Source organism: Mariniflexile sp. HMF6888 (genome assembly GCF_044335535.1).
Classification (GTDB): domain Bacteria; phylum Bacteroidota; class Bacteroidia; order Flavobacteriales; family Flavobacteriaceae; genus Mariniflexile.
This window is the reverse complement of record NZ_JBIQVZ010000002.1, coordinates 159,041-178,914: the sequence shown is the minus strand read 5'-3', so window position 1 is coordinate 178,914 and position 19,874 is coordinate 159,041. Positions and strand designations below refer to the sequence as shown.

Sequence of the window (19,874 nt, the reverse complement as noted above, 5' to 3'; positions counted from 1 at the left end):
ACTATTGACTATTGGCTATTTACTAGTAGAATTATTAATTGTTAATTGATGCTAATATTTGGGAAGCGTGAATTTTTGCCTTTACATTATCAATAACACATTCTACAACTCCTGTTTCATCAATTACAAATGTTTTGCGGTGAATACCGTCAAAGGTGCGTCCCATAAACTTTTTTGAGCCCCAAACTCCAAAAGCCTGTATCATAACCTTATCTACATCTGCAATCAAAGGGTATTGAAAATCATATTTTTTTTTGAAATTTGATTGTTTTTTTTGAGTATCTGCACTAACACCTAATATTTCGTAACCAGCATCTGCTAATTCTTTATAATGATCCCTTAGGTTGCAAGCTTCAACAGTACAAGTCGGCGTATTGGCTGCTGGATAAAAGAAAACGACTAACTTTTTTCCTTTGTAATCAGATAATTTTATAATAGTTCCTTGCTCATCAAATACTTCAAAATTTGGTACTTTGTCTCCTTGTTTTAATGTGTTCATAATAGTAACTTTGGTTTCCACAAAAATACAACATGACAAAGGATAAAAAGGTAGAATTCGTAATAAAAACACTCAAGGAATTATATCCAACCATACCTATTCCGTTAGACCATAAAGATCCATATACTTTATTAATAGCGGTTTTAATGTCGGCACAAAGCACGGATGTTCGCGTGAACCAAATAACACCTTTATTATTTGAAAAAGCAGACAATCCGTACGACATGGTTAAACTTTCGGTTGAAGAAATTAGGGAAATCATAAAGCCTGTAGGATTATCACCTATGAAAAGCAAAGGTATTTATGGGCTTTCTAAAATTTTAATTGAAAAACACAATGGCAAAGTACCTCAAAGTTTCGAAGCTTTAGAAGCTTTACCCGCTGTGGGACACAAAACAGCGAGCGTTGTCATGTCACAAGCCTTTGGAGTACCAGCTTTTCCCGTGGACACACATATTCACAGGCTTATGTATCGATGGAATTTAAGCAATGGAAAAAACGTGGTGCAAACTGAAAAAGACGCAAAAAGATTATTCCCAAAAGAATTATGGAATGACTTGCACCTTCAAATTATTTGGTATGGTAGACAATATTCTCCTGCTCGTGGATGGGATTTAGAAAAAGACACCATAACCAAAACTATTGGAAGACAATCTATAATTGACGCATATTATAAATTAAAAAGCCCTAACGTTTAAATTAAACGTTAGGGCTTTTCACCTTAGTTCAGAAGCGCTTCAAACTTCATCTTATTATATTTTATAACGCTTAAAACTTTAGAATAATTTAAGATAAAGTTAACCGTTTCAATTTTCGGTTCAAGTTCGTTCAATTTTTCAATAGAACCTTCAGAGTAGAGTTTTGCCATTTTAATAATTTAAAGTTGAATTTAAGTTATTAACGCAGCTAAATTTACTTTATTGTACTAATTTGTTAAAATTATATTGTGTTTATCTATAATTTTTCTCAGGTTAATTAATGCATAGCGCATACGCCCCAAAGCAGTATTGATACTAACACCCGTTTTATCTGAAATTTCCTTAAAGCTCAAATCTTCATAAATACGCATTAACAAGACTTCTTTTTGGTCTTCTGGCAACTCTTCAACCAAACGTCTCACATCTGTTTCAACCTGTTCTTTAATAATACTATTTTCAGCATTTAAGCTGGTATCGCTTAACACAGAAAAGATATTAAACTCATCTGTATTGTCAAATTTTGGCATCCTGTTGCTCTTCCTAAAAAAGTCAATCACCAAATTATGTGAAATACGCATGACCCAAGGTAAAAATTTACCTTCTTCATTATAAGCACCTCTTTTTAGGGTACGAATTACTTTAATAAAAGTGTCCTGAAAAATGTCTTCAGCAACATCCCTATCGTAAACTTTTGAATAAATAAAACTGTAAATTTTTTGTTTGTGCCTGTTGACAAGAATCTCTAAAGCACCTTCATCACCTTTAATATAATTGCTAACTAAGGTAGCATCTTGTATAAGTTCGTATTGCATAATCATTACTTTTAGGGCATAGAATGGCTTCTCTGCTTGGGGTTATTAGTTTAAAAGTAATGTTCAGCTATAGGCGAGAGTTAATTAAAGTAATGATTAATAGAGTCAAATATACCAATAATCATTCCAAAAAAACAAAATTTAAGTCGGTTTTTTAACTTTTATTTAAAGTACCATGCATTTTTTAGCTTGCAATACTTATAGTATCTTTGCAAAATTATTCCTGTAAAAGCATATGGATACTAACATTTCTGAAGTAAACCCAAAAGAAAACATCATTATAAAAGGTGCAAAACTGCACAATTTGAAAAATATTGATGTTGTAATACCTAGAAATAAATTAGTGGTTATCACAGGATTGTCGGGTTCGGGAAAATCGAGTTTAGCCTTCGACACACTTTATGCCGAAGGACAAAGACGTTATGTTGAAAGCTTATCGAGTTATGCACGCCAATTTTTAGGTCGATTGAATAAACCAAAAGTCGATTATATTAAAGGCATTGCTCCTGCCATTGCCATAGAACAAAAAGTAAACGCCACCAATCCGCGTTCAACGGTTGGAACCTCTACTGAAATTTACGATTATCTAAAATTACTATTTGCCAGAATTGGAAAAACCTATTCGCCGGTTTCTGGTTTGGAAGTGAAAAAAGATACCGTTTCAGATGTTTTAAATTATTTAAAAACATTTCCAGAAGGCGAAAAATTACTACTCCTCGCTCCTATTCATTTAGAAAAAGGACGTACCATGGAAGATAAACTGAAAGCACTGCAACAACAAGGTTATGCCAGAATTAAAGTTAATGATAGCGTTGTTAGAATTGACGAAGCCAATTCCTTAAATGAAAAAGACACTATTTTATTAGTTGTTGATAGGGTTATTATTAAAGATGAGGAAGATTTTCAAAATAGACTAGCAGACGCCATACAAACAGCTTTTTTTGAGGGTAAAGGCGAATGCTTCATTGAAACCTTAAGTGATAGCAAACAACGTCCGTTTAGCAACAAATTTGAAATGGATGGTATGTCCTTTTTAGAGCCAAACATTCATTTGTTCAGTTTTAACAACCCATATGGAGCTTGTCCAAAATGTGAAGGTTACGGTGATATTATTGGAATTGATGATGATTTGGTGATTCCCAATACGGGGCTTTCTGTTTATGAAAACGCTATTTTTCCGTGGAGAGGTGAAAGCATGAGCTGGTATAAAGACCAATTGGTTAATAACTCCCATAAATTCGATTTTCCTATTCATAAACCCTATTTTCAATTAAGTGATACACAAAAGCAACTTATTTGGGATGGCAATCAGTATTTTGAAGGGTTACATGCGTTTTTTGCAGAATTGGAAGCTAAAGCCTATAAAATTCAAAACCGTGTTATGTTATCACGTTACCGTGGAAAAACCAAATGTAAAGTGTGCAATGGGAAACGTTTACGGGTTGAGGCTAATTATATTAAGGTTGGAGGCGCAACGATTACCGATTTAGTAGAAATGCCTCTAGATAAATTAGCAAATTTCTTTAAACAATTAGAATTAAACGATTACGATACACAAATAGCAAATAGGTTATTAAAAGAAATTAATAGTCGTTTGTCTTTTCTAGCTAATGTAGGATTGGATTATTTAACATTGAATAGAAAGTCCAACACACTTTCTGGTGGCGAAAGTCAGCGTATTAATCTGGCGACCTCTTTAGGCAGCAGTTTGGTGGGATCTATGTATATTTTGGACGAACCTAGTATTGGCTTACACCCCAAAGACACCGAACGCTTGATAGTCGTTCTGAAACAATTACGCGATTTAGGAAACACTGTTATTGTGGTTGAGCATGATGAAGATATCATGAAAGCTGCCGATAACATTATAGATATTGGTCCTGAAGCCGGAACTTTTGGTGGGCATGTGGTAGCTTCCGGTACTTATGATGACATACTAGCTTCAAATTCGCTAACTGCACAGTATTTAAATGAAACATTAAAGATTGAAGTACCTAAATCACGTAGAACTTCAAAATATTTCATAGACATTATTGGAGCACGCGAAAACAATTTAAAAAATATAGATGTCCGTTTTCCTTTAGGAATGCTTACGGTTATCACAGGTGTCTCAGGTAGTGGAAAAAGCACATTGGTTAAAAAAATATTGTTTCCGGCACTTCAAAAAAAACTAACTGATTTTAGTGATAAAGCAGGTCAGTTCACTTCATTAGAAGGTAATTTTAGCAATATAAAACACATTGAGTTTGTAGACCAAAACCCCATTGGAAGGTCGTCACGCTCAAACCCTGTAACTTACATTAAGGCTTACGATGATATTCGAGCACTGTTCTCAAATCAAAAATTAAGCAACATTAGAAACTATCAAGCAAAACATTTTTCTTTTAACGTAGATGGCGGACGTTGTGAGACATGCAAGGGAGAGGGTGAAGTAACCATTGAAATGCAGTTTATGGCAGATGTGCATTTAGAATGTGAAACTTGCAAAGGCAAACGCTTTAAAAAAGAAGTGTTGGAAGTTACTTATGCCAATAAAAACATTGACGATATTTTAAACTTAACCATCGATGACGCCATTGCTTTTTTTGAAACCAACAAGCAACCTAAAATAAAAACCAAATTACAACCTTTGCAAGATGTTGGCTTAGGTTACGTAACTTTGGGGCAAAGCTCTTCTACCCTTTCTGGTGGTGAAGCGCAGCGCATTAAACTGGCATCTTTTTTAGGAAAAGGCAATAATAAAGACAAAGCGCTTTTTATTTTTGACGAGCCAACTACAGGTTTGCATTTTCATGATATCCAAAAATTATTAAAATCGTTTAATGCTTTAATTGATAACGGACATTCTATCATTGTTGTAGAGCACAATATAGATCTTATTAAATGCGCCGACTACATCATAGATTTAGGACCTAAAGGTGGTGAAACAGGTGGAGCTTTGGTTGCCACAGGAACTCCCGAAGACATCATATTAATTAAAAACTCAGAAACCGCCAAGTTTTTAAAGGACAAACTACATAAATAGTCTTGTTTTTTAATCTTTATTTTACACCACTTTATTTATAAGACACACAGTTTTCGGTTATAGATTTTGCATATTAGATAATGGAAAGTGTTTACAGAATCGACCTCCGATCAAAAACACCATTGAATTATTAATAACTGCTCTATATTACATGAGGTTCTTTACTTGGTCAAGATCGAATTATTAAAATGTTTGAAGCCGATGCCAAGTAATTAAGAGAACACTTTTTCATATGTTGTAACATTTCCAGACACATCTATTCTTTTAAATGAAATTCCACAAGGAACACAAATTGGAACTAATGATAGAAGTCGTCTAAAAAGTAATTTTTAGACGACTTCTATTTTTCTGGAAATTAAAAAGAAGTAAAATTTATTTTAGCTGTTATGTTCAATAGGAACTTATTATTGCTCCTAAATAAAAACTAGTAGGAAGTTAAATAGGCAGTCCAGAACAAATTACTAAAATCAAAGCATCTACAAACGAAAAATATTTAATAGTCAAGATTTAAAAACTTTCATTAGAATCAATAAAACAAAAATGCAAAAACAAACAAGATACTAGCTGCCAATGGCATTACAATCATTAAAAAAGTTAAGGATGCAATTCCACTTTTCAACAAACTAACTAAGTGTCCTTGATTATAAAAACGCTTTACGGCTAAAACTAAATAGAAAAAAGTGGTAAGTAAAATTAATAAAGTTAACCAAAAAGGAATTTTCCACACCAAACCAACTAAAACCATTAAACTAAAAACCGTAAAAATAAATGCAAAGAAATAAAAACTAAAGACTAAATGATGTGAAAAACTTCCTGTTTTAAAGTATAATAATTTCAAAATAAATGCAAAGATTGGTAACAAAACAAACATTGCAATTGGGATAGTATCTAAAAAAGCTTGATAAATCGAGCCGCCATTTCTTTGTTTATAAAATTTAAGCATTTGCGAATACCCTTTTCGGCTAAATGCTCCAGCATCATCTTTCATACCCATAGCCCTGTATATGTCCTTGTCTGGAGCATTAATTTTAATTAATGAATCTATTTTCTTTTGGCTAAAATCAAAACTCAAACCCGCTTTTAAATCCTTATTTCCCAAATCTGCTGCAATACTTTTGTCTTTTAAGTTTTGGTCTATTTCATTTATCTTTAAAGAGTCCAATATGTTATCATAGTTAGTAGAGTTAGTCATAACAGGGTTTAATTTTTGTAAATTTTTATCAATTTCTTCTACTTGATTGCGACTGATAAAAGAGAATAAAAAGAAGAATACCACTGAAATAAACAAATACATTTGAGCGGGATGCAAATACAGCAACCGCTTTCCCTCTACAAAACGTTGTGCCAAATAACCAGGTTTAATCATGAGTGGTATAAAACTTTTAAAAAAACGGGCATCTACCGAAAAATAATTACTTATAGTGTTGTAAAACAATACTTTTAAGGTTAGGTTTTCGTTCGATTTCTGTCCACAATGCGGGCAAAATTGAAATCTATCTTCAAATTTTTGTTCACAATTATCGCAAATGATATATTTTTTTCTCATTGAAAAAGCTGGTTTGCATAAAATTAAATATTTTTTCAATAAAAATGAAAACCCTCATTATTTTTATAACTATCTCTTATTTAGTTTTTTAAAAATTTAAATCATCTACGTTTTTGCACAAAAAATTGTTAAATAGGCTCAAACTTTTTTTTTTGGCACACATGTTGAAAATTTGAAAAGTAATTGCGAAAGCCGAAACGCTTAAGAGTAGGCAGAATATTAAATATTTGAATTATGAAAAGAACAGTACTTTTAATTGCAGGTTTATTAATGGTATTAACAACTGCATCAGCAACAGATTTAAGCAAAAACAACAAAGAGAACGATATCGATGTTACAAAACGCTACCGCTACGCGCAACCTATAGTGTTTGTAGAACGAGGTATAGAATTTTTAATATTTCCCGATGGTAGTTTCGATTTTAACACGAATTTTCATGAGGCTCATTATAATTCTAACTCTAAACGAAACACGATCAATGCATCCTACAATAGTCCACGGGTAAGCATCAACTATACGTCATCGACACCAAGAAATACTTATATTTCTCGCGATAGAAGTGGTAACATAAGAAGTATTGGCAATGTGTATTTAAATTATGATAGATATGGAAAAGTTACCAGAATTGGTTCTGTGTTTATAGATTATAGCCGAGGCAGAAACGCTACCCTGTCACAAGTTGGTGGCTTAAGAGTCAACTACAACCATTGGGGAGAAATTGTTTCGATACGAGGCGTAGTAAACCAATATAATCGTTTTAATGATTACCATATTGATAACCATAATACATGGGCACATAACAACCAACATTGTGATAACGATGACGATTTTTACTATTACGAGCAACATGGTAAAGTGAAAAAGCAGAAAAAGAATAAATGGCATTAAAAGATTAAATAGTATTAGTTAGTTGAAAAAATCCTGAACTTTAAAACTTTAAGTTCAGGATTTTTTGATTTAATAATTAAGATCGTTTGATAGGATTATCTATATAGATTGTTAAAATTTCAAAATAAAGTATTTAATTACAGTTAGTTATATATATACGTTATTTTTTGGCACGCTGTTTGTAATTATATAAACGTATCACAAATTAATACTCACAATTATGAAAATTTCAAATAAATTTCACGAACACGTAATCAAATTAAATGTCGTGAGTAAAAGATTTATATTTTTATTAGTAGGTTTAATCTTTACGGGATTTACCGTTAATGCAAACACAACCCATACAGGAAACACAAATGCTATCTACGACAGAGGTTACGGTAACTCTTTTATTTTTGTAGAAGATGGTATCGAATTTTCAGTATTTCCCGATGGGCAATTCGATTTTAATATTTTACGTGGCAATTCGCGTTTAAATGTTTCTGTTGGATCACCAAATGTAAATATCAGTTTTAACTCTGGATACGATTATAATGCCTATGTACAATATGATGAATATGGTGCTATTATTCAAATAGAAAACACGCCTATCTATTATGACTATTACGGGCGTGTTTCCCAAGTAGGCAACTTAAATATAAACTATAACAACCGTGGTTATGTTACCCGTGTAGGTGGTTTGTATGTGCATTATAACAATTACAATGTTTTTTCACATTGTACAGGCTATATAAATGTTTATAACAGACATTATGTGTATAGACCTTGGCATCGTTACTACAGCATTCCTGCATACGATTATTGTGTCGTTTACAACAGACCATACAGACAGTATTACCAACCAGTACGCTACGTGTATAACAGACCGTTTTACAACAATTATAGACCAAGAACTGCTATTTACAGCAGACGTGGTGAAACGATTGAAAGAAACAGAAATTATGCGACTGCGTACAGAAGTGATAGAAACGTCACTCAAATTAATAGGAATGCAACTTCTAGAAGAGACCTTTCAGACACTAACAGTTCTAGACGTTATGATAACAATACCAATAGAAGTTCTACGGTAAATAGAATTGATAATAGATATGATAACTCAAATAATAATAGAATTTCTAGAGATAATAATTATCAAAACAATGATACTAAAAGAACCAGGGAAAACGTTAATAGAACTGTAATACAAAACAATTCCAGAACAAATGATGTAAAGCGTACAAGAGAAAATATGATTGTTCAAAAACCAAATAACAATGATTCTCGTACATATACTAAAAGCAATACAAATACCAGAAGTGTACCGCAAGTAAAACAACGTACCTCGCAAAGTAAACCAAGAGCTGCAGAACAAAGAACTGTTACCAGGTCTACACAAAGCAAACCAATGGCTACGCAAAGTAGAGGTAACTCTGGTAATAAAAATACAAGATCGGAAACTCCAACAAGAAGACGATCATAACAATTTTGGTTGGTTAGTTTGGAAATCCCTGCGATAAGTTTGCCTCAAAGCAACATCGTGGGGTTTTCTGTTTCTATTCCCGCGCAGGCGGGAATCTCAATGTCATTAAATTATGCGCGTTTATTGGTCACAGAAATAGTTAAAACTATGCACTTTAGTGCATTTCCCTTTTAGGTTCTAAAAATTTTTACCGCAAATTCGCAGATTACCTAAAATGTTAAAAATTTGCGAATCTGTGGTAAAATTTCACTGATTAATTTCGCAAACTAACCTTGAAGACTTTTAGTCTGCAAACAAAACTATGGACTTCAAGTCCATGGTTTATTATAAATTGTCACATTGAGCATTATAGAAAATGAAAATGTATTTTCATTTGAAGATAAAAGCGCAGCTTGCGAAATGCTTAACAAAAAAGAGCTTGACAAAGGTTTCGACTGCGCTCAACCTGACATCAAAATATAAGCAACTTATTTTTAATTAAATAGATTCTTTATTATATCGAGTTAATTAAGAAATTTCAAATACTTCTTTATAACCAACGAAATATCTTCGGAAACATCCAGTTTCAAAATAGCTAGAACATAAAAACCGCTTGCTAGCAGTGTTTTTAAACCAATGTTAATAATGGGGTGAAATGGAAATTCCCAAAAGTAAAAAAGCAATACACTAAATATAATCAGCAACAAAACTTTGGAGGTATCTTTATTAAAAGGCATCATATTAAACTTGATCTTCACAAAATAAATTTTAATGGAATTATATATTGAAACTGCCAAAAACGTAGCAAATGCAGCCCCATCGATACCAAACACGGGTATAAATAGTATATTAAGAAACACTGTTAAAACCGTCAAAATAACGCCAAACAACAAAACTACTCGATAATAATCGCTATTGAATAGTACCACATTATTGCAGCCCATCAAGCAATCGTAAAGTTTTGCTATTCCTACTAAAAAAACCACAACAAGCCCACCACTAAACTCTTTTGGTATAAGAAGATATAGGGTGTTTATATTTATAATTATCATTATAAATATAAATCCACCAATAATAAATAAGGTTTGCGAACTTCGTATGTATAAATCTTTAAGGGCTACTCTATTCTTATCATTTAAATACTGTGCCGTTAATGGTTGAAGGATTTGTTGCATAGAGCGAGATGGCACAACAATAACCGTAGCAATATAGATGCCCACACCATAATACGCTACCTCCTGAATAGGAATGTACATGCCTAACATAAACGAATCGATGTCTAAAATAATCGTTGCAATAGACCCTGCAACAATTATTAACGCAGAATATTTCAAAATAGCACGCAAGCCTTCGATTCTGTAAAACTTTATAACAGGATATCTTACTGTAAAGGCATATAACTTCATAATAAGCATGCGTAAAATATAAACGCCTACAACACCTACGATAAATTGTTCAACATCCAGCCATTTAAAATATACCGCAAACAAAAGGAGCATTACACCTACCCTGTGAAACACTTCTTTCATAAAATTACCAAAAACGGTTTGCAGTTGCGTTTTAGACCATGCAAAAAACACCTCGAAATATGCCATAGCAATAGCTGATACAAAAATATACCAAACATAATCTTTAACAATGGGGTTCTTTTGCGAAAACAATTCGCCAATAGCTTCGTAAGTAAAACATCCTATCAAACCAATTGGAATAATAAGCGCCAAAGGCAAAAATAGCATGAGTGTTAAAAAACTGTTTAACGAATTCTTGGTTTTAAATGCAGAATAGAATTTTATTATAGTGTTGTGGGCACCAAATGCCATCAAAGGCATGATAATGTTAGCAGTACTTAATATAAATGCTACCAAACCATAATATACATCAGAAATAAAATAGGTATATAAAAATAAGGTATTGAGCGCACCAATACCAAAGCCAATGTAGGTTGAAATGGTGTTTTTAAAAGATTGTGATGTTACAATGCCCATTTATAATAATTTCGATAATGCTTCTGTTAGCGATTTTCGGCTGTATTTTTGCAAACCTATGGGGTGTACTTGCAATGACTTATTTTTATATGCTTTATAATGCTCTAAGATAGTTGTTTTTAACAAATCATAATCCGTATAATTAAAGTAGTTGCCAGTATTGGTTTCTTTAATAATTTTTTCAACATCGGAATCTTTTGGTCCAACAGCTACAATAGGTCTGTTAGAAACCATGTACTCAAATAATTTCCCAGGAATAATACAGGTCGTATCCTCTGAATCTATTTCAATCAATAATAAAATTTGTGATTTTTTTTGAAATTTAATAGCTTCTTTATGCGATACATAGCCTATATTATTTACATAATCACTTAAATGGTTCTCTTTGATGGAATGAAGCACATCATCACTAACAAAACCTATAAAATTAAGTTGAAAATCTTTTGAAAAGGAATCGTTTTCTGCAATTAAATCACTTAAAACCCTCCATAAAGTTTCAGGGTTCCTCTTGGATAATAATGATCCAATATGTGCTAATGTGAATTTAGAATCCATTTCAAAATCCACAATCGATTCTTTATCGTAACCATTGGTTATAACCTCAATAGGCTGATTCGTTATTTGCTGAAACTCTTTTTTCGTCTTGAAACTCGTAACAATTATTTGGTCGGCAGTAATTAAAACCTGCTTTTCTAATTCTTTGTGTTTTGCTTTTGAAGACTCCGTCAGTTTTAATTGCTTGTGATACCCAATGGTCGTCCATGGGTCCCTAAAATCTGCCACCCACTTCACGCCTAGTTGTTCTTTTAATTTTAAACCAATTAAATGCATACTATGTGGTGGTCCCGTAGTAATTATGGTTTCTATATTTTCTTTTGAAATATACTCTGAAAGAAATGCAGCCGAAGGTTTTACCCAGTTTTTACGGGCATCGGGTATAAAAAAATTCCCTCTTATATATAGCAGTAATTTTTCAATGAAGCTTTGGGTTTTCTTTTCGGAAATCACCCCTTTGCTAATGGTTTTCGTTGTCTTTTTCGAAAATAAATCCGCCAATTTATAAGGCTCATTAATAGGTTGCTTAATGATAGTAAGCGCACTAGAAACTTCAGAATTCAAACTGTCGTCTATTAAAGGATATCTTGGGTTTTCAGGGATATAAACAATCGGCTCCATATTAAAATCGGGCAAATACTTTACAAATTTTAACCAACGTTGCACCCCTGGACCACCAGCAGGCGGCCAATAATAAGTTATTATGAGTGCTTTTTTACGCACCTTTTCCTGATTTCTTTTTAAACTCGTAGAACAAACCGCCTAGCAACAACAAGCCAACCAAAATAGAACTTGCCAATGCAATACTACTGCCTGTTTTTACCACATCAGGGTCGAACTTAAATTCAATGGTATGCTTACCTGCTGGAATCCCCATACCTCTTAAGGTATAATTTACACGGATATGGGTCGTTTCCTTGCCATCAATAAATGTTTTCCAACCGTTACCATAATAAATTTCAGAAAACACTGCAAACCCATCGTTTGAGTTGTTTGATTGATATTTAAGATAGTTTGGTTTATGTTCAATTAATTTTATGGAAGCTAAAGAATCCATTTTGAATTTAGGAATTTCGGAAGATTTATAATACGATCCAAAATCGGAATTATCAAATACAGCAACGTTCTTATTGTCCAAACTATCCAATGCTTTTATTTCTTCATTTGCAGAATCAACACGCTCTAGCTCCTTAACAAACCATGCATGCCCGTTGGCTTCATCGTTTTTATAAGGAAATAGGTTTCCATCTTTATCTTGCGCAATAATGTACTTGGTGTTAAGCATATTAAGCACATTGATATTGTTCTTGACTACGTAAAAGTCAAATAACTCGCTGTAACGTTTTAATTCAGCAGCGTTATACCCATTTAGTGAATTGTGGAAATACGATGGTTTTGCCGCACCGCCAACCAAATCGAACACGCGATAATAATCGGTGTCCTTTAAAATATAATTATCGACTTCGGTTGCCTCAAAAGGTTTGTTTACTTGAATAGCCGATATAAAGTCATCGTTGTTCACATAACGTCTATCCACACCAACCAAATCAAACAAAATAAGCATTCCAAAGATGACAACTACCCATGTCTCTTTAAGCTTGTTTTGCAAGTACATATAAATAGCACCTACTGAAAGCAATACCAAGATTAATGTTCTAATAGTATCATTAGTAAAAATGGTCTGCCTGTCTTCTTTTAAAGCATCAACAAACGCTTCGCCGTAATTCTGACGATAAAAACCATCATTCGCTCCAACAAAATCGAATAAAGACGATTTGAATAGTAAGAACACAAGTGCTAAACCACCAGTTATAATGGCTGAATACTTCAAAGCTTTCAGTTTTTCTTCTTTCTTCTCGAAATCGCCAAACAATCTTACCAATCCAAAAATTGCCAATACAGGTATGCATAATTCTAAAATAACCTGAATGGAAGTGACTGCTCTAAATTTATTGTACATGGGCACATAATCAATAAAGAAATCCGTTAGGAATTCTAAATTCTTCCCGTAAGACAGCAATAGTGAAACTACCGACCCTCCAACAAGCCACCATTTTAAGCGTCCTTTCACCAAAAACAACGCAAAAACAAATAAGAATAACACGACAGCACCAATATATGCGGGTGCTTCTACAATAGGCTGATCGCCCCAATACATAGGCGCCCGTTTCGCTTCTTGTGCTGCTTGGGTTGTGGTCGCTCCTAATTCTCTAAAAGCTTCGTAAGTAGCTGAATCTTTACCAACATCTTCACCATTACCGCCTCCCATAAATCTAGGGATAAACAGGTTAAATGTTTCAGCAAATCCATAGCTAAACTGTGTAATATAATCTTTATCCAAACCAGAACTTGCTTCTTTTGGCGAACCATCAGGATTGATGGTTAACTCACTTTTACCACGTGTACTTTCTTTAACATATTCTTGAGTAGCCAATACGTTAGTAGCGTTTAAAGCAATAGATAAAATAACGGCAACCGTTAAAATACCAACAGTTTTAAAATAATGAGGCAGCTCTTTCTTTTTATAAGCGTCAATTAAATATACAACACCTAAAACAAGAATCAACAGCATTAAATAATAAGTCATTTGAAAGTGGTTTGCCACCATTTCCAGCCCCATCGCTATGGTGGTCAACAAAAAACCTGCAACATAGCGTTTTTGAAATGTTAGCAAAATACCACTTAAAACCAATGGCATATAAGCAATAGCATGTGCTTTACTGTTATGCCCAACGCCTAAGATTATTATTAAATATGTTGAAAAACCAAACGCAAGTGCGCCAATGGTTGCCAGTTTAAAATCGACTTTCAATACCAACAAAAGGATGTAAAACCCTAATAAATATAAAAACAAATAATCGGCAGGACGTGGTAAAAAACGAAGTGTTAAGTCTAGTTTTTTAATATAGTTGTGTGGATATTTTGCGCCTAATTGATACGTTGGCATCCCTGCAAAGGCACTATTTGTCCAATAGGTTTCTTCGCCAGTTTCTGCTCTGAAATCATTTTGCTGTTTGCTCATGCCCATATATTGCATGATGTCGCTTTGGAAGATTTGCTTTCCTTTTAAAATCGGATTAAAATAGGCTAATGATACAATGACAAATCCTAGAATAACTAGAACGTGCGGAAGAAGTTTTTTTATTGAAAACTGCATGAATATATTTTAAAAAAGAATGGACGTGAAATTAGTCAATTTCTTCGTAATCCACATATTCGCCAACATCTTTATTTGAAGATTTTGCATTCGGTATTTTATCAATAGTCACTTCACCTTCCTTTTTTTCCTGTTGCTCTTGGGGTTTTTGTTGAAATTGACCAAATTGATCTCCAAACTTTTGTTCGGCTTTTTTGGCTATATATTTAAGTAATAAAGGTGCAAAAAGTCTTGAAAGAATCTTTATTCCATAATAAATAAGTAGGATAATTAGTAGAGTCCTCACAAAACCCGTTACAGATGCTTGTTGTAACATAAAAATATTTTTTTTTGCAAAAATACAATTCTATCTACTTAAAAAGCGTTCAAAAATGATAAAAAAAGTATAAAATATCTATATTTGAAAAGCCTTAACGAGTTCAGTATCTATTCACGATGACTAAAATAAAACTTATGAACCTAATCAAACCTACTTTATGCCTTTTACTGAGCCTAACAACCCTACAGGCCTTTTCGCAATATACCGATGTTATAAATTCCAACCGCCCAGGCGTATCTAGAAGTGCCTTTTCTGTTGGCACCAACGTCGCGCAATTAGAAGTTGGACCCTACATGATCAAGGAAAAAAGAACACCTGCAGCCAGTTATGAAGTTGATGGTTTTGGTGTGGATTTTGCAGCACGCTATGGCTTAATATGGGAAGAATTAGAACTTAATATTGAAGGGACTTTTCAAAGTGACACCAAAACTTATACCACTAATATTTCTGCTGAAGACGATCGTGCCAATTTTAAATTTCTAACCATTGGCGCTAAATATCTGGTGTACGATCCTTATAAAAATTCTGAAAACGAAAAGCCAAACTTGTACAGTTGGAAAGCAAATAATCGCTTTAAATGGAAGTCGTTAATACCCGCAGTATCAGTTTATGCAGGGGCTAATTACGATACTGATAACAACCCATATACTGCTCCAGGTATTGAAGGATTTAGCCCAAAAGTAATGATTGCAACTCAACATAATTTTTCGGGCGGTTGGGTATTTGTGATGAATTTTATTAAAGATAGAATTGGGACCGATCAGTCTGATTTTCAATATATAGTAACATTAACCCATTCATTCAGCCCAAAATGGGTCGTGTTTGGAGAAACCCAAGGCATACAAAGCGATTTTTATGCCGATAACTTGTTTAGGTTTGGTGGTGGTTATTTGTGGAGCAAAAACTTTCAATTAGATACTTCCGTCGTTTTCAACACAAAAGACACGCCGTCTGTTTTGGGTGTTAATTTGGGCATGTCTTACCGCTTGGATTTTCATAAGGATAAAGAAATAGACAATGGTACTTCTGCAAAAGACGAAGGAGACAGAAGGTCTAGAAAAGACAAATCGAAGAAAACCACAGATGTTATAGAGGAATACAACAAAAAGCATAAAAGAAAAGACCAAAGTTTCAATTAAAAAATTTACGCCATCCATAAATGATTTCAATAAAAGAAGTAACAACAAAAAGCGACTTAAAAGCTTTTGTAAAATTTCCATTCAAACTATATAAAGACTCAAAATATTGGGCACCTCCTATTATTAGCGAAGAACTAAAAACCTTCAACAAGAAAGAAAACCCGGTGTTTAACGATGCCGAAGCCAGGTTGTTTTTAGCATACAAAAACGGCGAACTTGTTGGTCGTGTTGCCGCCATTATTAATTGGCTTGAGGTCAATAACCAAACGCTAAAAAAAATGCGATTTGGTTGGTTTGATTTTATTGATGATTTAGAAGTTTCGAAAGCACTTTTAAATCAAGTTGAAAGCATAGGGAAATCCCACAACTTAACATTTACCGAAGGTCCCGTTGGGTTTTCTAATTTAGATAAAGTAGGTGTTATTACGGAAGGGTTCGACGCCATAGCTCCCATGGTAACTTGGTACAACTATCCATATTATGCAAAGCATTATGAACAAGCGGGTTATGTAGTGGAAAAATCATATTCTGAAAGCAGATTTCCTTTTGAAAACGTAAAACCAGAATTCTTCCTTAAAGCACAGGAACTGATAAAAAAGCGATACCAAATTAAGGCATTAACATTTACAAAAACAGAAGAGGTTATGCCTTATGCTGATAAAATGTTTGACCTATTTAACGAAAGTTATGCTGCTTTATCATCTTTTGTTGCGATTACTGATGTTCAAAAGGAATATTTTAAAAAGAAATTCATCAGTTTTATAAATCCGGAATACATCAAGTTTGTTGTTGATAAAGATGATAACTTAGTGGCTTTTGCCATTGTAATGCCTGCATTTTCAAAGGCATTACAAAAAATGAAAGGAAAACTTTTCCCTTTTGGGTTTAGACATATTTTGCATGCTAAAAAACACAGTAAAGAGGTTATTTTTTATTTAATAGGCATCCATCCCGATTATCAAAACAAAGGTGTTCATGCAGTAATTTTTAACGAATATTACAACACGTTTAAAGAAAAGGGCATTAAAACCTGCATTAGAACTCCCGAGTTAGAAGATAATTACGCCATACATCAAATATGGAAACATTTTAATCCTGAAGTTTATAGACGTAGAAAAACGTTCAAAAAAGACTTATAACCAAAAAAAAAGAGCTTCAAATTGAAGCTCTTTTTTTTATAGATTTATATAAATTTTACTCCTCCATAGCAGCCATTACAGCAGCGGATAAACGTTGGTAAGTACCGTTTTCCAACCGTGTTCTAATGGCGTCAAAAGCATCTAAAGTAATTTGTATGTCTTCTAATGTATGTGTTGCAGTTGGTATTAATCTTAATAAAATTAATCCTTTAGGTATTACTGGATAAACTACTATAGAACAGAATATTCCAAAGTTTTCACGTAAATCCTTTACCAAAGCCATAGCTTCTGGAATGCTTCCTTTTAAATATACTGGCGTGACACAACTTTGTGTTGTTCCAATATCAAAACCTCTTTCTTTAAGTCCAGATTGTAAGGCATTGGTGTTTTCCCAAAGCTTGTTTTTTAGCTCGGGCATGGTTTTAAGCATTTCTAAACGCTTTCTTGCTCCAACAACCAATTGCATTTGTAATGATTTAGCAAACATTTGAGAACGTAGATTGTACTTTAAATAATCTATAATCTCTTTATCGGCAGCAATAAACGCACCGGTTCCTGCCATGGATTTTGCAAACGTAGCAAAATACACATCGATATCGTCTTGAACACCTTGTTCTTCACCTGTACCAGCACCCGTAGCACCTTGCGTACCAAAACCGTGTGCATCATCAACTAAAAATCTAAAATTATACTTCTGCTTAAGGGCTGCAATTTCTTTAAGTCTTCCTTGTTCACCACGCATACCAAAAACACCTTCGGAAATGACTAAAATACCGCCTCCCGTTTGTTCAGCCATTTTAGTGGCTCTATCAAGATTCTTTTCTAAACTTACAATATCATTGTGTTTGTAAGTGAAACGTTTACCCATATGCAAACGCACACCATCAATAATACAAGCATGTGCATCCACATCATACACAATGATATCATCTTTAGACACCAAGGCATCTATGGTAGATACCATACCTTGATATCCAAAATTCAATAAATAGGCTGCTTCTTTCCCAACAAACTCAGCTAGTTCTTTTTGAAGTGTTTCATGAAGATCTGTGTGACCAGACATCATACGAGCTCCCATAGGATATGCAGAACCATACGCGATACCTGCTTCTCCATCAACTTTACGGACTTCGGGATGATTAGCTAATCCTAAATAATCGTTTATACTCCAAGTAATAACGTCTTTTCCTTGAAACTTCATTCTGTTTGATATCTGCCCTTCTAATTTTGGAAACACAAAATATCCTTCTGCTTGAGACGCCCATTTTCCTAACGGACCTTTGTCTTTATAAATTTTTTCGAATAAATCTTTCATTTATTATAAATCTTATTGCTATTAAAAATTAAGACTTAACCATCAACTTGAAGTGGCTCATTAAAAATTAAAAAAACACTTTGCTAAGTGCTTAATCAAATTAATTATAAGCTTTTTTAGTTCTTAGTTAGTTCGTGCAAAATTAAATATTTATATCCTTTGTACATAATTTTTAGCGTTCAATTATTTATAAAATAAAAAAAGAGACAGCTTTTTGCTGCTAAAACAAATGCTACCTCTTAATTATGTACTATTTACATTATTTTATATACTCTATATTCTGTACTGTGGCTTCATTCATACTATCAAAAAAGCCTTGTTCTTGCATCCATTTATCACTATAGACTTTACTCATATAACGCGAACCATGATCTGGAAAAATAACCACGACATAATCATCTTTTTTAAATATACCTTGTTCACCAAGTTGTTTAAGTGCTTGGGTTGCAGCACCCGATGTATAGCCTACAAAAAGCCCTTCGGTTCTTGCCAATTCTCTTGCTGTGTGGGCACTTTCTTCATCGGTTACTTTTACAAATTCATCAATAATATCAAAATCGGTAGCAGTAGGGATTAAATTTTTCCCTAGACCTTCAATTCTATAGGGATAAATCTCTTTTTCGTCGAATTCTTTTGTTTCGTGGTATTTTTTAATTACCGAACCAAAAGCATCAACACCAATAATTTTTATATTCGGGTTTTGTTCTTTTAGATATTTTGCTGTTCCAGAAATAGTACCACCTGTACCACTACAAGCTACCAGATGTGTAATTTTGCCTTCTGTTTGTTTCCATATTTCTGGCCCCGTAGAAGCATAATGTGCATCTATATTTAATTGGTTGAAATACTGATTGATATACACAGAGCCCTTTATTTCGTTGTGCAATCTTTTTGCTACTTCATAATAAGATCTAGGATCATCTGCACTTACATGTGCTGGGCATACATACACCTTAGCACCCATCGTTTTTAACATATCGATTTTATCGGCAGAAGATTTTGAACTTACAGCTAAAACGCAATCGTATCCTTTAATAATACTTACCATAGCTATACTAAACCCTGTGTTACCAGAGGTCGTTTCTATTATAGTTGAACCTGGAGTTAAAATCCCTTTTCGCTCTGCTTCGTCTATAATGTATGTTGCTATTCTATCTTTTGAAGATTGGCCTGGGTTAAAAGATTCTACTTTTGCGTAAAAGTTACCTTTGAATTTTGAAGCTACTTTATTAAGTTTAATAAGCGGTGTATTGCCTACTAAGTCTAATACATTATCAAAAACTTGATTTCTGTGTTTCATAAATGCCTTTTAGGGAAGCTACTGTAATATTAATAAAAATATTTGTAACTTAAAACCTG

Annotated in this window: 16 protein-coding genes; 6 read left to right on the top strand and 10 right to left on the bottom strand. The window is 33.4% G+C overall.

Features of this window, described 5'->3' with window-relative positions; all coding sequences use genetic code 11:
• Positions 1-34 precede the first annotated feature (34 nt).
• Positions 35-499, bottom strand: coding sequence for a thioredoxin-dependent thiol peroxidase (gene bcp, locus ACGLWY_RS06100; RefSeq protein WP_396618788.1), 465 nt, complete (start codon positions 497-499; stop codon positions 35-37).
• 32 nt (positions 500-531) lie between these two features.
• Between bcp and nth the strand changes: the two genes are divergently transcribed.
• Positions 532-1,197: an endonuclease III domain-containing protein gene (nth, locus tag ACGLWY_RS06095; RefSeq protein WP_396618787.1), complete on the top strand. Its 666-nt coding sequence runs from the start codon at positions 532-534 to the stop codon at positions 1,195-1,197.
• A 23-nt stretch (positions 1,198-1,220) separates the two neighbouring features.
• On the opposite strand, the gene ACGLWY_RS06090 is transcribed toward nth, so the two are convergent.
• Together ACGLWY_RS06090 and ACGLWY_RS06085 are read right to left on the bottom strand one after the other, a co-directional pair.
• Positions 1,221-1,367, bottom strand: a complete 147-nt coding sequence (locus tag ACGLWY_RS06090) for a hypothetical protein (protein ID WP_396618786.1) — start codon at positions 1,365-1,367, stop codon at positions 1,221-1,223.
• Positions 1,368-1,424: 57 nt separating this feature from the next.
• Entirely contained in the window at positions 1,425-2,009 is a 585-nt protein-coding gene (locus ACGLWY_RS06085; RefSeq protein ID WP_396618785.1) for an RNA polymerase sigma factor, read from the bottom strand.
• A gap of 235 nt (positions 2,010-2,244) precedes the next feature.
• On the opposite strand from ACGLWY_RS06085, the gene uvrA reads away from it, so the two are divergent.
• Positions 2,245-5,034 (top strand): excinuclease ABC subunit UvrA, encoded by a 2,790-nt coding sequence (gene uvrA / locus ACGLWY_RS06080; RefSeq protein ID WP_396618784.1) that lies wholly within the window; start codon positions 2,245-2,247, stop codon positions 5,032-5,034.
• A 526-nt stretch (positions 5,035-5,560) separates the two neighbouring features.
• Here uvrA and ACGLWY_RS06075 read toward each other — a convergent pair.
• Complete coding sequence (locus ACGLWY_RS06075; RefSeq protein WP_396618783.1) at positions 5,561-6,580, bottom strand: DUF3667 domain-containing protein; 1,020 nt, start codon at positions 6,578-6,580, stop codon at positions 5,561-5,563.
• Positions 6,581-6,814: 234 nt separating this feature from the next.
• On the opposite strand from ACGLWY_RS06075, the gene ACGLWY_RS06070 reads away from it, so the two are divergent.
• Both ACGLWY_RS06070 and ACGLWY_RS06065 read left to right on the top strand, forming a co-directional pair.
• Positions 6,815-7,468, top strand: coding sequence for a hypothetical protein (locus ACGLWY_RS06070; RefSeq protein WP_396618782.1), 654 nt, complete (start codon positions 6,815-6,817; stop codon positions 7,466-7,468).
• Positions 7,469-7,688: 220 nt separating this feature from the next.
• Positions 7,689-8,927, top strand: coding sequence for a hypothetical protein (locus tag ACGLWY_RS06065; RefSeq protein WP_396618781.1), 1,239 nt, complete (start codon positions 7,689-7,691; stop codon positions 8,925-8,927).
• 503 nt (positions 8,928-9,430) lie between these two features.
• Here ACGLWY_RS06065 and ACGLWY_RS06060 read toward each other — a convergent pair.
• From ACGLWY_RS06060 to ACGLWY_RS06045, 4 genes are read right to left on the bottom strand one after another with little or no spacing between them, the layout of a single operon-like run.
• Positions 9,431-10,891: an oligosaccharide flippase family protein gene (locus ACGLWY_RS06060; RefSeq protein ID WP_396618780.1), complete on the bottom strand. Its 1,461-nt coding sequence runs from the start codon at positions 10,889-10,891 to the stop codon at positions 9,431-9,433.
• Complete coding sequence (locus tag ACGLWY_RS06055; protein WP_396618779.1) at positions 10,892-12,169, bottom strand: glycosyltransferase family 4 protein; 1,278 nt, start codon at positions 12,167-12,169, stop codon at positions 10,892-10,894.
• Positions 12,162-14,603, bottom strand: a complete 2,442-nt coding sequence (locus ACGLWY_RS06050; RefSeq protein WP_396618778.1) for a YfhO family protein — start codon at positions 14,601-14,603, stop codon at positions 12,162-12,164. Before ACGLWY_RS06050 ends, ACGLWY_RS06055 begins: the two co-directional genes overlap by 8 nt.
• Before the next feature lie 31 nt (positions 14,604-14,634).
• The gene (locus tag ACGLWY_RS06045; RefSeq protein ID WP_396618777.1) at positions 14,635-14,919 is read right to left on the bottom strand and encodes a DUF4834 family protein; all 285 of its coding nucleotides are present in this window, start codon (positions 14,917-14,919) and stop codon (positions 14,635-14,637) included.
• A 137-nt stretch (positions 14,920-15,056) separates the two neighbouring features.
• Between ACGLWY_RS06045 and ACGLWY_RS06040 the strand changes: the two genes are divergently transcribed.
• The gene (locus ACGLWY_RS06040; protein ID WP_396618776.1) at positions 15,057-16,061 is read left to right on the top strand and encodes a transporter; all 1,005 of its coding nucleotides are present in this window, start codon (positions 15,057-15,059) and stop codon (positions 16,059-16,061) included.
• Between the two features lie 20 nt (positions 16,062-16,081).
• The gene (locus ACGLWY_RS06035) at positions 16,082-17,200 is read left to right on the top strand and encodes a GTP cyclohydrolase (RefSeq protein WP_396618775.1); all 1,119 of its coding nucleotides are present in this window, start codon (positions 16,082-16,084) and stop codon (positions 17,198-17,200) included.
• Positions 17,201-17,255: 55 nt separating this feature from the next.
• On the opposite strand, the gene ACGLWY_RS06030 is transcribed toward ACGLWY_RS06035, so the two are convergent.
• Together ACGLWY_RS06030 and ACGLWY_RS06025 are read right to left on the bottom strand one after the other, a co-directional pair.
• Positions 17,256-18,515, bottom strand: a complete 1,260-nt coding sequence (locus ACGLWY_RS06030) for an aminotransferase class I/II-fold pyridoxal phosphate-dependent enzyme (RefSeq protein WP_396618774.1) — start codon at positions 18,513-18,515, stop codon at positions 17,256-17,258.
• 259 nt (positions 18,516-18,774) lie between these two features.
• A complete protein-coding gene (locus ACGLWY_RS06025; protein ID WP_396618773.1) occupies positions 18,775-19,815 on the bottom strand; it encodes a PLP-dependent cysteine synthase family protein in 1,041 nt (346 codons plus the stop codon).
• Positions 19,816-19,874: the final 59 nt, after the last annotated feature.